The sequence below is a fragment of the Streptomyces zingiberis genome, assembly GCF_012034935.1.
Classification (GTDB): Bacteria; Actinomycetota; Actinomycetes; order Streptomycetales; family Streptomycetaceae; genus Streptomyces; species Streptomyces zingiberis.
Genome location: NZ_JAATEN010000008.1, coordinates 200,685 through 214,588, shown reverse-complemented (window position 1 = coordinate 214,588; position 13,904 = coordinate 200,685). Strand labels below are relative to the sequence as shown.

The 13,904-nt window shown below is 74.6% G+C and carries 13 protein-coding genes; 3 read left to right on the top strand and 10 right to left on the bottom strand.

The window, feature by feature from the left end; translation table 11 throughout:
- Positions 1-231: 231 nt before the first annotated feature.
- The 5 genes from cbiE to HCK00_RS13245 all read right to left on the bottom strand — a co-directional run bounded on the left by cbiE (position 232) and on the right by HCK00_RS13245 (position 5,250).
- Complete coding sequence (gene cbiE, locus HCK00_RS13265) at positions 232-1,452, bottom strand: precorrin-6y C5,15-methyltransferase (decarboxylating) subunit CbiE (RefSeq protein ID WP_168102081.1); 1,221 nt, start codon at positions 1,450-1,452, stop codon at positions 232-234.
- Between the two features lie 118 nt (positions 1,453-1,570).
- Positions 1,571-2,206, bottom strand: coding sequence for a GNAT family N-acetyltransferase (locus tag HCK00_RS13260; protein WP_168102080.1), 636 nt, complete (start codon positions 2,204-2,206; stop codon positions 1,571-1,573).
- A 172-nt stretch (positions 2,207-2,378) separates the two neighbouring features.
- Entirely contained in the window at positions 2,379-3,260 is an 882-nt protein-coding gene (locus HCK00_RS13255) for a MetQ/NlpA family ABC transporter substrate-binding protein (RefSeq protein ID WP_311765301.1), read from the bottom strand.
- 209 nt (positions 3,261-3,469) lie between these two features.
- Positions 3,470-4,177, bottom strand: coding sequence for a methionine ABC transporter permease (locus HCK00_RS13250; protein WP_168102078.1), 708 nt, complete (start codon positions 4,175-4,177; stop codon positions 3,470-3,472).
- The gene (locus HCK00_RS13245; RefSeq protein WP_168102077.1) at positions 4,174-5,250 is read right to left on the bottom strand and encodes a methionine ABC transporter ATP-binding protein; all 1,077 of its coding nucleotides are present in this window, start codon (positions 5,248-5,250) and stop codon (positions 4,174-4,176) included. Before HCK00_RS13245 ends, HCK00_RS13250 begins: the two co-directional genes overlap by 4 nt.
- A gap of 587 nt (positions 5,251-5,837) precedes the next feature.
- Here HCK00_RS13245 and HCK00_RS13240 point away from each other — a divergent pair.
- Positions 5,838-6,209, top strand: coding sequence for a hypothetical protein (locus tag HCK00_RS13240; RefSeq protein ID WP_168102075.1), 372 nt, complete (start codon positions 5,838-5,840; stop codon positions 6,207-6,209).
- The gene (locus tag HCK00_RS13235; RefSeq protein WP_375781956.1) at positions 6,202-6,711 is read left to right on the top strand and encodes a hypothetical protein; all 510 of its coding nucleotides are present in this window, start codon (positions 6,202-6,204) and stop codon (positions 6,709-6,711) included. Before HCK00_RS13240 ends, HCK00_RS13235 begins: the two co-directional genes overlap by 8 nt.
- A gap of 133 nt (positions 6,712-6,844) precedes the next feature.
- Here HCK00_RS13235 and HCK00_RS13230 read toward each other — a convergent pair whose 3' ends face one another.
- From HCK00_RS13230 to HCK00_RS13220, 3 genes are all read right to left on the bottom strand, one after another.
- Positions 6,845-7,348 carry a GNAT family N-acetyltransferase gene (locus HCK00_RS13230; RefSeq protein WP_168102074.1) on the bottom strand — a complete coding sequence of 168 codons (504 nt, stop codon included), beginning with the start codon at positions 7,346-7,348 and terminating at the stop codon, positions 6,845-6,847.
- Between the two features lie 113 nt (positions 7,349-7,461).
- Positions 7,462-7,998 (bottom strand): RNA polymerase sigma factor, encoded by a 537-nt coding sequence (locus HCK00_RS13225; protein ID WP_168102072.1) that lies wholly within the window; start codon positions 7,996-7,998, stop codon positions 7,462-7,464.
- Positions 7,999-8,242: 244 nt separating this feature from the next.
- Entirely contained in the window at positions 8,243-9,409 is a 1,167-nt protein-coding gene (locus HCK00_RS13220; protein WP_168102071.1) for a glycerophosphodiester phosphodiesterase, read from the bottom strand.
- Positions 9,410-9,855: 446 nt separating this feature from the next.
- Between HCK00_RS13220 and HCK00_RS13215 the strand changes: the two genes are divergently transcribed.
- A complete protein-coding gene (locus HCK00_RS13215; RefSeq protein WP_168102069.1) occupies positions 9,856-10,524 on the top strand; it encodes a lysophospholipid acyltransferase family protein in 669 nt (222 codons plus the stop codon).
- Between the two features lie 262 nt (positions 10,525-10,786).
- Here the strand turns inward: HCK00_RS13215 and argH are convergent, their stop codons facing one another.
- Together argH and HCK00_RS13205 are read right to left on the bottom strand one after the other, a co-directional pair.
- A complete protein-coding gene (argH, locus tag HCK00_RS13210) occupies positions 10,787-12,268 on the bottom strand; it encodes an argininosuccinate lyase (protein ID WP_168102068.1) in 1,482 nt (493 codons plus the stop codon).
- A 184-nt stretch (positions 12,269-12,452) separates the two neighbouring features.
- Complete coding sequence (locus HCK00_RS13205) at positions 12,453-13,649, bottom strand: argininosuccinate synthase (RefSeq protein ID WP_168102066.1); 1,197 nt, start codon at positions 13,647-13,649, stop codon at positions 12,453-12,455.
- Positions 13,650-13,904: the final 255 nt, after the last annotated feature.

Here is a 13,904-nt window from a genome sequence, read left to right as displayed (position 1 = left end):
CGCCCGCCCGGCGTGTCCGGCCGCGACGCGATGGCCGCCCCCCGGTGGAACGAGCGCCCCGCCCCGGCCGGTGCGTCACCGCCCGGTCCGGGCCCCCGTGCCGAGCCCTGGCACGCACGGCTCGGTCCGGTTCCCGCGAACGCGGCGTCCGGACGCCGTCGCGTCACAACGATCCGCCAGCCTACCTGCTCACAAGGTCGCGCACGTCCGGGGCGGAGCAGCCGGCACGGGTCATCCGACCCGGTGGCCGCAGAGGAAGAAGCCCACGTCACGGCCGCGTTCGTCCCAGCCGGAGGAGCGCGACGTGTCCAACTCCACAGTCTGGATCAGCGCGCACTCGACGCCGTATCCGCCGTCGGTCAGCGCCCGGCCGACGGCCTCCGCCGCGTCCCGGGTGGCGGCGTGGGTGACGATGCGCTCGGGCCGCCGCGCGGCGCACGCCGCGACGACGTCCGGGCCTCCGCCGCCGATCCGGATGGTGTCCGGTTCGGGGAGATCCTCCAGGATCTGCGGGGCGGTGCCGTGCGCGGTCTGGATCTGCACGCCGTAGCGGCGGGCGTTGTCGGTGACCCGGGCCAGCGCCCCGGGGTCGCGGTCCACGGCGATGACGGCGGCGCCGAACCGGGCCGCCTCCACCGCGGCGGCGCCGCTGCCGCAGCCGATGTCCCACACCAGGTCTCCCAGGCGCGGACCGAGCCGGGCGAGTTGGACGGCGCGCAGCTGGGCGTTCTCGGACTCGGCGAGGGCGCCGCCGTAGCCGTGTCCGGGCAGTCCCCAGCCCCGTGGGCCGGTGGCCGCCGGGATCTCCCCACCCGCCAGCCAGCCGGGCTGCCCGCCGGAGGGTGAGCTGAGTCCGCCGACGGAGAGGACGACGTTGGGGTCGCGCCAGGTGTGGTCGGCGACCTTGTCCGAGGTGAGGACGGTGACCTGTTCCCGGTCGGTGCCGAGCGCCTCGCAGATGACGAAGGTGCGGTGCACCGGGCCCAGCAGCAGGGCCAGTTCGGCGGGGCCGGCGCCGGGCGAGGTGAGCACGGCGACCTTGCCGTGGGCGCGGCAGACGTTGACCGCCCGGCGCAGGTCGCGGCTGTGCGCGGTGACGACGCGGGCGTCGTCCCAGGGCATCCCGGCGCGGGCGAAGGCGGCGGCCACGGCGGAGACGGCGGGGACCACCTCCACCTCCAGGCCGTGTTCCGGCACCCGGAGGGTGCGGACCACGCCGAAGAAGCCCGGGTCGCCGTCGGCGAGGACGACGGCGGTGCCGCGGTGGGCGACGATCCGGCGGGCGGCGAGATCGAGGCTGCCCAGCCGGATCCGCTCGGCGGCGGGCGGCACCTCGGGCAGGTCGAGGTGGTGGGCGGCGCCCGCGACGAGGGTGGCGGCCCCCAGGGCGGAGCGGGCCGCGCCGGTCAGCGGCGAGCCGTCCCATCCGATCACCGTGACCCGGTCGGCCATCGTCGTCCGTCTCCTGGGATGTTCGCGCTGGGGCGCCCGCGGGGTCGTCGGGCACCGAGAGGGTACCCCGCCCACGGCCTCTCACCCCGCGCCGGGGCCACCGGTCGGCGGCCGGGCGTCAGTTCCAGTCGGCCAGGGCGGCCCGGTCGCGGCGGTCCGCGTCCTCGTCGAGGTCGTCGAGGTCCTCCGGGAGCAGGCTCCAGACGATGAGGTCGGTGCGGATGTCGGCCCACCCGCCGTCCTCCGTGCGGGTGCGGGCTATCCAGGCGTTGCGCAGCACGCCCTCGTTGATGCAGCCGGTCTTCTGGGCGACCTGCTGGGAGGCGGTGTTGCCGGCGGCGGTGCGCAACTCCAGCCGTTCGAAACCCTGGCGGAGGAAGAGCCACCGGGCGACGGCGCGCACCGCCTCGCTGGCGTATCCCTCACCGCGGGCCCAGGGGGCGGTGACGTAGCCGATCTCGGTGGAGCGGCAGCGCCAGTTGGTGTTCCGCAGGTGGACCGAGCCGACCAGCCGCTGGGTGAGGAACTCGGTCACGGCGAAGACGACACCGCGCCCCTCGGCCCGTTCGGCGGGGGCGGCGCGGGTGATCCAGTCGGCGGCGTCCTCCCGGGTGTACGGGTGGGGTACGGACGTCCAGGCCGTGACCAGCTCGTCGTTCATCATCTCCGCGAGCGCGGGCACGTCACCCTCCTCGAACGGGCGCAGCACCAGGCGGTCGGTGCCGATCGTGATGTCCGGGAAAGTGGGGGTCATGGGCCGCTCCGGGTCCGGGGACTGCTGAAGGGCCAAGCATGCAGCATCGGCGCGGGTCGGCGCAGCGCCGGGTGGAACGGGGCGAGTCCGGCGGCGGGGCCCGTCCCGCCCCGCGGGGCGCGCCGGTCCGCCGCGGCGCCCGGTGCGCCGGGTGCCGCGGCGGACCGGGGGCTCAGGAGCCGGCGGGCCCGAAGGCGGGGAGGACGGATCCCTCGAACCGCTTCTCGATGAACTCCTTCACCGAATCGGAGGTGAGGAGCTTCGCGAGCTTCTTGATGCGCGGGTCGTCCTCGTTGCCGCGCTTCACCGCGAGGAAGTTGGCGTAGGGGTTGTTCTCCGCCTCCTCCAGCGCGAGGGCGTCCTTCGCGGGCTTGAGCCCGGAGCCGATGGCGTAGTTGCCGTTGATCACGGCGGCGTCCACGTCCCCGAGGCGGGTCGGTATCTGGGCCGCCTCCAGCTCCTTGAACTCCAGGCCCCCGGCGTCGGCGACGTCGCCGAGGGTGGCCTCGCTGCCGACGCCCTTCTTGAGGGTGATGACGCCGTTGTCCGCGAGCAGCTTCAGTGCGCGGCCCTCGTTGGTGGCGTCGTCCGGGAGCGCCACGGTGGAGCCGGACCTCAGGTCCTTCACGTCCTTCAGCTTCTCGGAGTAGAGGCCGAGGGGCTCGATCTCGACGTTCACCACGGGCACGATGTCGGTGCCCTTCTGCTCGTTGAAGTCGTCGAGGTAGGGCTGGTGCTGGAAGAAGTTGGCGTCGACCTCACCGTTCTGGGTGGCGGTGTTGGGGAGGACGTAGTCGTCGAACTCCTTGATCTCCAGCTTGAGTCCGGCGTCGGCGGCCAGTTCCTTCTTGACGTGGGCGAGGATGTCGCCGTGCGGGGTCGGCGACGCGGCCACGACCAGGGGCGCGTCGGCGTCCCCGGAGGCGCCGGAGGAGCCGGAGTCCGCGTCGGACGGGGCGGAGCAGGCGCCGAGCCCCAGGGTGAGGGCGGCGGCGGCCACGGCGACGGTGAGCCGCAGCGGGGTGCGGTGGGCGTGCTTTCCTGCGATACGCACGAAGAGTGCCTCTTTTCTCGGTTTCCTGAGGTTCCCGGCCCCCGCACGCCGCGGTGTCGGCGCGGGGTGTGACGGGGGTTCCGCCCGGCGAAGGGTCCGGGCTCCGGGGCGCCGGCCGCGCCCCCGGGAGGGTGGCGCGGCCGGGGTCGTGGGAGGGCCCCCGGCGGGGCCCGGTGGTGCCGGCGCCGGCGTGGTGTGGCGGCGCGGTGTCAGCGCGGCAGGAGGAACCGCCACCGCGCGGACGGGGTGTCGGAGGTCCGGGTGCGCCGGGCGAGCCGGCGGACGACGAGGTCGCCGGCCAGCTGCACCACGCTGACCAGCACGATCAGCAGCACCACGGTGATGATCATGAGATTGGTCTCGAACCGCTGGTAGCCGTAGGTCTTGGCGAGGTTGCCGAGTCCGCCGCCGCCGACGGCGCCGGCCATGGCCGAGTAGCCGATCAGCGCGATGACGGTGGTGGTCAGCCCCGCGACGAGCGAGGGCAGGGACTGCGGCAGCAGCACCTTGCGCACCACCGTCCAGGTGGAGCCGCCCATCGCCTGCACCGCCTCGACCAGCCCGGCGTCAACTTCACGCACGGCGGTTTCCACCAGCCGGGCGAAGAACGGTATCGCGCTGACGGCGAGCGGCACGACGGCCGCGGTGGGGCCGATGGACGTGCCCACCACCAGGGTGGAGAACGGGATCAGCGCGATCATCAGGATGAAGAAGGGCAGCGAGCGGCCGACGTTGACGACCGCCCCGATGACCTTGTTCACCGGCCCGTTGCGGAGCAGGCCCCCCTCCCCGGTCAGGACGAGGAGCACCCCCAGCGGAAGCCCGCCGAGGACGGCGTACACCGTCGACCAGCCGACCATGTAGAGGGTGTCCAGACAGGCGGCGTAGAGCAGCGGCTGCATCGCGGACCAGGTCATCGTCCACCTCCCTGGGTGAGCGCCGGCGCGGCGTCCCGTCCGTCGGTCCCCTCGGCTCCGGGCGCGCCGGGCGCCTGGACCACCTCGATCCCCAGGCCCTGTTCGCGCAGGTAGCCGATGGGGACGACGTTCTCCTCGAACGGGCCGGGGAGTTCGATCCGCATCCGGCCGACCTGGCGGCCGGCGACGGTGTCCATCGCGGCGCCGAGCACGGCGATGTCGATGGTGTAGGTGCGCGCCAGCCGGGAGATCACCGGCTGGGTCGCGGTCTCGCCGTGGAAGGTGATGTCCACGACGGTGCGGTCGTCGCCGGAGGCCTGGCCGCCCACCGGGAACAGCTCCCGGGCCAGCTCGGAGCCCGGGGTGGCGAGCAGTTCCGGCACGGTCCCGGCCTCGGTGATCCGGCCGCCCCGCATCAGGGCGGCGGAGTCGCAGACGGCCTTGACGACGTCCATCTCGTGGGTGATGAGGAGGATCGTCAGGCCGAGCTGCCGGTTGAGGTCGCGGAGCAGCTGGAGCACGGAGCGGGTGGTCTCCGGGTCGAGCGCGGAGGTCGCCTCGTCGGAGAGGAGCACCTTGGGGTCGCCGGCCAGGGCGCGGGCGATCCCGACGCGCTGCTTCTGGCCGCCGGAGAGCTGCGCCGGGTGGACCCGGGCCTTGTCGGCGAGGCCGACCAGGTCGAGCAGGTCCAGCGCCTTGCGGGCGCGTTCCCGGCCGGAGAGGCCGAGGATCTCCAGCGGGAGTTCGACGTTGTCCTGCACCGTGCGCGAGGAGAGCAGGTTGAAGTGCTGGAAGACCATGCCGATCCGGGTGCGGGCCCGGCGCAGCTCACCGCCGGCGCGGGGACCGCGACCGGCGAGGGCGGTCAGCTCCCGCCCGTCCACGATGACCGTGCCGGCGGTGGGGCGCTCCAGCAGGTTGACGCAGCGGATGAGGGTGGACTTCCCGGCGCCGCTGCGGCCGAGGACGCCGTACACCTCTCCCTCGCGGACGTGGAGGTCCACACCGTCCAGGGCGGTGATCTCCCGGCCCCGGGAACGGTAGACCTTGGTCAGGTCCTTGGTGGTGATCACAGGAAATATCCGTCACTGTCGGGTGCGCGGCGCGGCGGGCGCTCATCGCACGGGGCGTGGGTACGGGATGGGGGTGACGCGGGAGCCCTGGGCGGTTCGCGCGGCACGGCGCGGCCCAGCCCCGTCAGGTCAGGGCGGGGGCGGCGCTCAGGGCGCGGGGCGTACGCGGGCCGCGCGGGGCAACGCCGGGGCGCGGCCGGGCGGCGGTGAACTCGCTTCGGGGCGCGAGAATCCGGTCAGGGGCCCTCAGCGGCGACACATTCGACACATGCGGCGAGCACCGGGCGGCTGGATCGCCTCGGTCGCAGGGATGCGGTCGCTCGTCGTGGTCATGGCTCCCAGTTAAACAGACGCGCCCCTCGATCCGCCGGGGACATCCACATCATGGACACCTCTGCCCGCTCACCGGACGGTACGGGGCGGGGCGCGTACCGCTCCCGGGCCCGGCGGCGGCCCGGGTCCCCGCCGGTGGTCCGGGCGGGGCCGGGCGCGGGGGCCTGGATCCGGCGGACTAGAGTCGGGCCCATGCTCCTCCGTCCGCCCGGCGGCCCGCGGGCCGCTTCGCGCCACCGCCGGAGGCGGTACCGGTGATCACCGCACTGACCGTGGCGGTCTCCGCGGCCGCCCTCGCGCTCGCCGCCTGGTGCGGCCTCGCCGCCGCCCGCTCCGTCCCCACCAAGGACTGGCACTTCGCCGGGATGGCCGTGGTGACCCTGCTGGCGCTGGCCCAGCTCGCCGTCGGCGCCGTACGGCTGGCCGGTGGCGAGCGGCCCGACGGCGGTATGGGGATCTTCCTCGCCTATCTGCTGGGCGCGGCGGTCACCGTGCCGGCCGCGGGTTTCCTCTCGCTGGCGGAACGGACCCGCTGGGGCTCGGCGACGGTCGCGGCCGGGGCCGTGGTCCTCGCCGTGCTGGAGGTACGGCTGTACGACATCTGGGGAGGCGGCACCGGTGGCTGACCCGACCGGTTCACCCGGCACCACACCGCGCGCGGCCGGGGGCGGCGGCGCGGAATCCGGCACGGTCCCCCGCGGGACCACGACGCGGCCCGGGGCCGCCCCGCCCGCGGGCCGGCTGCCGCTCTCCTCCGGTCCGGGCCGGCTGCTGGTCCTGCTCTACGGGGTCTTCACGGTGGGCGCCGCCTCCCGCTCCATCGCCCAGATGATCATGAAGTTCGGCGAGGCGCCGCTCGCGTACGTCCTCTCCGCCGTCGCCGCCTGCGTCTACGCGGTGATCCTGCTCTCCCTCGTCCGGGGCGGGGAGGGCGCCCGGCGCGTCGGGCTCGTCTGCTGCGGGGTGGAGCTGGCCGGGGTGCTGGGCGTGGGGACCTGGACGCTGGTGGAGCCCTCGGCCTTCCCCGACGCCACCGTCTGGTCGGACTACGGCATGGGGTACCTCTTCCTGCCGCTGGTGCTGCCGGTGGTGGCGCTGTTCTGGCTGCGCCGGGCCCGCTCCTCCTGAGCCCGGGGCCGGTGCCGGGCGCCGCGGCGGGGCGCCACCGGGTCACCGGGCCCGAGGGGGCTCCGGCGGCCGGACGCACGCGCGGGCCCGCCGGCCCGGGTTGGTCCCGGGCGGGCGGGCCCGCCGCGTCGGGTCAGGCGCTGGCCATCAGATCGCCCAGTTCGGCGCCCTTCTCCAGGGTCACCAGGTTCAGCCCGCGCGTCACCTGCTCCGTCGAGACGGGCGCGTAGCCGCAGCGCCGGTAGAGCCGCAGATGTCCCTCGCTGCGGTGGCCGGCGAGCAGCCGGTAGCGCGTGGCCCGGGACTCCTCCGTGAGCCGGCCCTCCACCGCGGCGAGCAGCCGGCCGCCGAGACCGTGGCGCTGCATCCGGGGGTGGACGATGAGCCGGGTGATCCCGGCCGTGCCGTCCTCGTCCACGGTGCCGCGTACCGAGCCGACCACCTCCGCGCCCAGCCGGGCCACGAGGACGGTGGACCGGGCCAGTTCGGCGCGGAGGTCGGCCAGGGTCTGGGTGAGCGGTTCGATGCCGTAATCACCGTAGATCTCGGCCTCGCGCTGGTAGCAGAGGTACTGGAGTTTGAGGATCTGCTCGGCGTCCTCATCGGTCGCCGCCGAGATGGTCACGCTCATGCCCATACGCGCACGCCTCCCCTTGTGTGATCGCCCGGGCGCGGGCTGAGGGTGGGCGCCCGGGCGGGATGCCCTGACCGGTACGGCAAAAGGATTCACCGCGCCGTGGCTCCGGCCGGCTACCGCTCCCTTCCCCGAAGTTCGGGAGCCGCAACCTCCGCCGTGAGCATTCTGCGCAGACATCCCAGGCACCGGGAACGCATCGGTCCGAGACTGCCCTGTGAGATTCCCAACGTGCCCGCGATCTCACGGTAGGTCAGATCGTGGGGCGACAGCATCACCGCCAGCAGCCGGGGGCACCGGCCGGGCAGCCGGCGCACCGCCCCCCGGAGCGCGCGCCGGAGTTCGGCGTCCAGGACGCGCTCCTCGACGGCGGAGGCGGCGGGCGCGGCCGGCTCGCCCCCGCCCACGGCGGCGTACGGCACCTCGCGGCGGGCCCGGATCCTCGCCCCGCGCCCCTCGGTACGCACGGCGGCCCGCAGCCAGGCCGCCGCCGCGTGGTCCGGCAGGGGGCCGGCCCGCCGGCGGTGTTCCAGCAGCCGCAGCCAGGCGCCCTGTTCGAGATCGGCCGCCTCGGCACCGGTGCCGTGGGCCTCGGCCGCCGCCTCGGCGGCGAGCAGGGGGCGCAGCCGGAGCGGGAGATCACTCACTGTCATGCCGTCCGGGACTCCGGCGGGCGGGCCCCCGGTTTCGCGGGCCGCCGGAACTCACCCGTCCGTGTCATGAACCGCGCGGCAGTCCGGCGGGGGCGGGCCGGCCGCCGGCCGCGTCCCCCGCCGGCACGGGCGTCCGCGGGGGCGGGCCCCGCTCATCGCGCTCCCCCGCACCGGCTCCGCGCCACGGCCGTTCACCCCGGGCCCGGCGGCCGGGACCGCCTGCCCCGGCCGCCGGGCCCGCCGGTCAGCCGGCATCCGCGCCGGCGCGGGCGAGCAGCGCCGTGTCCGGCTGGTCGGTGAAGAGACCGTCGATGCCCGTGGCGAACCAGACAGCGAGGGCGCCGAAGGCGTCCCCGTAGCGGGCCGGGTCGGTGCCCTTGCGGAAGTCCGCCGGCAGGAAGGTGTTCTCGTTGCGCATGGTGTAGGGGTGGACGACCAGCCCGGCCCGGTGGGCGTCCCGCACCAGGGTGGTCGGGGAGGTCAGCCGGCCCGCCGCGTCCCGGGGGATGATCAGGTCGAGGGTGGGCCCGATCCCCTGCGCGAAGCCGGCGATCCACGCCAGCCCCTCGGGCGTGACCAGGTCCGCGACGGTCCTGGCGTCGCCGGCCTGCTCGAAGTCCCACGGCCGGGAACCGGCGTCGGAGAGCAGCACCACCCGGGGGCTGCGCACCAGCCCGGCCAGCCGGCGGATGGACCCCGGCTCGAAGGACTGCAGGAAGACGGGCGAGTCCGCCCGGTCCCGGCCGTACCGGCGCAACAGCTTCGCCAGCGGCTCCTCCAGGCCGAGGCCGAGGCCGCGGAAGTAGCTGGGGTGCTTGGTCTCCACATGGAGCCAGACGGGGCGGCCCCGGCGGCGGCCCTCCCGGTCGGCCCAGCGGAGCACCTCCTCGAAGGAGGGCACCTCCCAGCGGCCGTCGTAGAGGGTGTTGTGCGGGCGGGTGCCGGGGATCCGTTCCTTCGCGCGCAGGGTCTTGAGTTCGGCGAGGGTGAAGTCCTCGGTGAACCAGCCGGTGTAGGCGACGCCGTCCACGGTCCTGGTGGTCTTCCGGCCCGCGAACCGGGGGTGGTCGGCGACATCGGTGGTGCCGGTGATGTCGTTCTCGTGACGGCACACCAGGTGGCCGTCGCGGGTGGGGACGAGATCCTGCTCGATCACGTCCGCGCCCATGTCGAGCGCCAGCTGGTAGGCGCCGAGCGTGTGTTCGGGCCGGTAGCCGCTGGCGCCGCGGTGCGCGATCACGGCCGGCTTCGGCAGCCCCCGGGGCCCGCCGCGGCCGGACGCGGCGGCGGCTTGCCCGGGGGCGGCCGCGGCCGCCGTACCGGCCCCGGTGAGGACGGCCGCTCCGGCGCCGAGTGCCGCGGCTCCGAGGAGGGCGCGTCTGGCCGGACCGTGCTCCTGCGACTGCTCCATGGGTACCCCTGTCTCCCGTTGTCCGCCGCCACGGCGGGTCTGCCGGGCGGCAGAGCGCGATCGTAGGGGGCCGGACGGGACGCGAGGGAGACCTGCGGCCGAACGGGGGGCGAACTCGGCCCGCACACCGGCCACCTCGGCCACGGCTGCCACGGCGGCCACTGGGGCCCCCGGCCGGGGTGACCGCGTTCCCCCGTACGAGCCCGGCGTCCCGGCCTTCCCGGACGCCAGGGCCCTCCCGGAGATCACGAGGTCGCGGGGATCGCGGGGATCGCGGGGATCACCACCGCGGCATTCGCCACACGGAGCACGGCCGTCCCGGCCGCCGAGCCGGGTGTGCGTCCGCCCCGCTCCCGCGAGTACCGTACTCACCTGCAGACTCCTGGGGCGCGGCGGCGCCCGGGGGCTGTCTCGTCCGACGACCAGGACCAGGACCGGAGGGCCCGTTGTCCCGCATTGCGCTCAAGGCGTTTCTCGGATTGCTGGTGCGCGTCCTGTACCGCCCGCGGGTGGAGGGTGCGGAGCACGTCCCCGCGAGCGGGCCGGTGATCCTCGCCGGGAACCACGTCACCTTCATCGACTCGCTCTTCCTCGCCCTGGTGATGAAGCGCCAGGTGTTCTTCATCGGCAAGGACGAGTACGTCACCGGGCGGGGGGTCAAGGGCCGGCTGATGGCGTGGTTCTTCACCGTCTCCGGGATGATCCCCGTCGACCGGGACGGGGGGCACGGCGGGGTCGCCGCGCTGATGACCGGCCGCCGGCTGCTGGAGGAGGGCCGCGCCTTCGGCATCTACCCGGAGGGCACCCGCTCCCCCGACGGCCGGCTCTACCGCGGCCGGACGGGCGTCTCCCGGCTGACGCTGATGACCGGCGCGCCCGTGGTGCCGTTCGCGATGATCGGCACCGACAAGGTGCAGCCCCGCGGCAGGGGCATCCCGCGCATCGCGCCGGTGACCGTCCGCTTCGGTGAGCCGCTGGACTTCTCCCGTTACGAGGGGATGGACCGGGACCGCTACGTGCTGCGCGCGGTGGCCGACGAGGTGATGAACGAGATCATGCGCCTTTCCGGCCAGGAGTACGTGGACATGTACGCCACCAAGGCGAAGGCGGCCTGAGCCCACGCCGGGAGGGCCACCCGCTCCCGGGCCCGGCCCCACGGCCCGGGGCCCGGGGCCCGGTGAACCGAACCCCGTCCCGGCGCCCGGTTCACCGGGCCGCGCCGGCCGCCGCCGCGCCCGGAAGCCCGGCCCCCCGCCCCCGGACACGCCACGGGCCCCACGCATCCGGCCTGGGTTCAAGCGGTGCGTGGGGCCCGTGGGCCCTCGGCGGCACGCCGGGAAGGGAACCGCCGGGTCTCCGGGTCGCGGGAGCGTCCGGTCAGGCGCCCGGGGTGCGCGGCCCCGCCACCGCCGCCGCGCGGGCCGTGGCCCACTGCTGCTGCACGGCCAGGTCGGCCTTGACGCCGGCGAGCTGGACGGCGACGGCCTCGGGCGCCGTGCCGCCGCGGCCGTTGCGGGCGGCCAGCGCCCCCGGCACGTCGAGAACGGTCCGCACCTCGGGGGTCAGGTGGGGGGAGATCTTGGCGAACTGCTCGTCGGTGAGCCGGTCCAGCGTGATGCCGTTCCGCTCGCACTCCTGGACGCACTCACCCGCCGTCTCGTGCGCCTCCCGGAACGGCACCCCCTGCCGCACCAGCCACTCCGCGATGTCGGTGGCGAGGGAGAAGCCCGCCGGGGCCAGCTCCTCCATCCGCTCCCGGTGCACGGTGAGGGTGGCCATCATCCCGGTGAACGCCGGGAGCAGCACCTCCAGGGTGTCGCAGGAGTCGAAGACCGGCTCCTTGTCCTCCTGGAGGTCGCGGTTGTAGGCGAGCGGCAGGGCCTTGAGGGTGGCGAGCAGCCCGGTGAGGTTGCCGATCAGCCGGCCGCTCTTGCCGCGGGCCAGCTCGGCGACGTCCGGGTTCTTCTTCTGCGGCATGATCGACGAGCCGGTGGAGAAGGCGTCGTCCAGGGTGACGAAGGAGAACTCCTCCGTGGACCAGATGATCACTTCCTCCGCGATCCGGGAGAGGTCGATCCCGATCATCGCCGTGACGAAGGCGAACTCGGCGACGAAGTCCCGGGAGGCGGTGCCGTCGATGGAGTTGGCGGAGGACCCGTGCTCGAACCCGAGGTCCGCGGCGACCGCCTCGGGGTCCAGGCCCAGCGAGGAACCGGCCAGGGCGCCGGAGCCGTAGGGCGAGACGGCGGTGCGCGCGTCCCACTGGCGCAGCCGCTCGGCGTCCCGGGAGAGGGCCTGGACGTGCGCGAGCACGTGGTGGGCGAAGAGCACGGGCTGGGCGTGCTGCAGATGCGTCCGGCCGGGCATGGCCACCGCGGGGTGGGCCTCGGCGAGGCCGACGAGCGCCTGCTGCAACTCGGCGAGGAGCCCTCCGATGATCCTCGCGTGGTCGCGGAGGTACATGCGGAAGAGGGTGGCGATCTGGTCGTTGCGGGAGCGGCCGGCCCGCAGCTTGCCACCGAGGCCGGGCCCGAGGCGCTCCAGCAGCCCGCGCTCCAGGGCGGTGTGGACGTCCTCGTCGGCCACGGTGCCGGTGAAGCTGCCGTCGGCGACGTCCGCCTCCAGCCGGTCCAGGCCTTCCCGCATGCGGGCCAGTTCACCGTCGGTGAGCAGGCCCGCGGTGTGCAGGGCGCGGGCGTGGGCGCGGGAGCCGGCGATGTCGTAGGGGGCGAGCCGCCAGTCGAAGTGGACGGAGGCCGAGAGCTGGGCGAGCGCCTCGGCCGGCCCGGAGGCGAAGCGGCCGCCCCACAGCCGGACGCCGCCGCCTTCCGGGGTGGGATCCTGCCGGCCGTCGGTCATGGGGACTCCTCGTGTGGGGCTGGGTGTGCCGTGGTGCGGGGGCGGTACGCGCGCCGGGCCGCGCACCGGGGGACGGTGATGCGAACCGCCCCCGCGTCCCGTGGGGGCGCGGAGGCGGGGGGTCTGCACAGGCCGGTCCTGGGACCGTGCGCCCGGCCGCCGCTCGGGGCGGCCGGGCTCCACGTTACTGCGCCAGGTCCCGCTTGGCGGCGATCCGGGAGCTCATCCCGAAGATCTCGATGAAGCCCTTGGAGAGCGACTGGTCGAAGGTGTCGCCGGAGTCGTAGGTGGCGAGGTTGAAGTCGTAGAGCGACGACTGCGAGCGCCGGCCGGTCACCGTGGCCCGGCCGCCGTGCAGGGTCATCCGGATGTCGCCGGAGACATGCTCGTTCGCCTGCTCGATGAAGCCGTCCAGGGCGCGCTTCAGCGGGGAGAACCACAGGCCGTCGTAGACCAGTTCGCCCCAGCGCTGCTCGACCTGCCGCTTGTACCGGGCGAGTTCCCGCTCGACGGTGACGCTCTCCAGCTCCTGGTGGGCGGTGATCAGCGCGATGGCGCCGGGGGCCTCGTAGACCTCCCGGGACTTGATGCCGACGAGACGGTCCTCGACCATGTCGATCCGGCCGACGCCCTGGGCGCCCGCCCGCTCGTTGAGCTGCTGGACGGCCTGGAGGACGGTGACGGGCCGGCCGTCGAGGGCGACGGGCACGCCGCGCTCGAAGGTGATGACGACCTCGTCCGCCGCACGGGGCTGCGCGGGGTCGGAGGTGTACTCGTAGACGTCCTCGATGGGTGCGTTCCAGATGTCCTCCAGGAAGCCGGTCTCCACGGCCCGCCCGAAGACGTTCTGGTCGATGGAGTAGGGCGACTTCTTGGTGGTCGCGATCGGGAGGTTCTTCTCCTCGCAGAAGGCGATGCACTTGTCCCGGGTCATGGCGTAGTCGCGGACCGGGGCGATGCAGGTGAGGTCGGGGGCGAGGGAGGAGATGCCGGCCTCGAAGCGGACCTGGTCGTTGCCCTTGCCGGTGCAGCCGTGGGCGACGGTGGTGGCGCCGTGCTTCCGCGCGGCGGCGACCAGGTGCTTGACGATGGTCGGCCGGGAGAGGGCGGAGACCAGCGGGTAGCGGTCCATGTAGAGGGCGTTGGCCTTGATCGCCGGGAGGCAGTACTCGTCGGCGAACTCGTCCTTGGCGTCGGCGACCTCGGCCTCCACGGCGCCGCAGGCCAGCGCACGCTTGCGGATGACGTCCAGGTCCTCACCGCCCTGGCCGACATCCACGGCGACGGCGATGACCTCGGCGCCCGTCTCCTCGGCGATCCAGCCGATGGCGACGGAGGTGTCCAGGCCGCCCGAGTAGGCGAGTACGACGCGCTCGGTCACGGGATTCTCCTTACGATGCATGCGCTGACTGGCATAAGTATGCACTCCCTCGTATGTTTCGTCAACGCGCTCCCGGGGGAAGTGGGGACGCCACTCGCCAGGAGCGGGGCCATGACGGCGCCCCGGCGGGGAGAGGCGGCGGCCGGTGACCGCCACCCCGCCCTCCGCGGCCCGCGGCGGCTGCCCCGCTCACCCCGGGCGCCGCTCCCGCGGGCCGCCCGGCCGTACCCGGTGCCGGGCACTGCGCCACCCCCG

Excerpts from the sequence above, each read along its gene's own strand:
- cbiE (WP_168102081.1), bottom strand. The coding sequence starts at position 1,452 with ATGGCCGACCGGGTCACGGTGATCGGATGGGACGGCTCGCCGCTGACC.
- HCK00_RS13260 (WP_168102080.1), bottom strand. The coding sequence starts at position 2,206 with ATGACCCCCACTTTCCCGGACATCACGATCGGCACCGACCGCCTGGTG.
- HCK00_RS13250 (WP_168102078.1), bottom strand. The coding sequence starts at position 4,177 with ATGACCTGGTCCGCGATGCAGCCGCTGCTCTACGCCGCCTGTCTGGAC.
- HCK00_RS13230 (WP_168102074.1), bottom strand. The coding sequence starts at position 7,348 with ATGGGCATGAGCGTGACCATCTCGGCGGCGACCGATGAGGACGCCGAG.
- HCK00_RS13225 (WP_168102072.1), bottom strand. The coding sequence starts at position 7,998 with ATGACAGTGAGTGATCTCCCGCTCCGGCTGCGCCCCCTGCTCGCCGCC.
- HCK00_RS13220 (WP_168102071.1), bottom strand. The coding sequence starts at position 9,409 with ATGGAGCAGTCGCAGGAGCACGGTCCGGCCAGACGCGCCCTCCTCGGA.
- argH (WP_168102068.1), bottom strand. The coding sequence starts at position 12,268 with ATGACCGACGGCCGGCAGGATCCCACCCCGGAAGGCGGCGGCGTCCGG.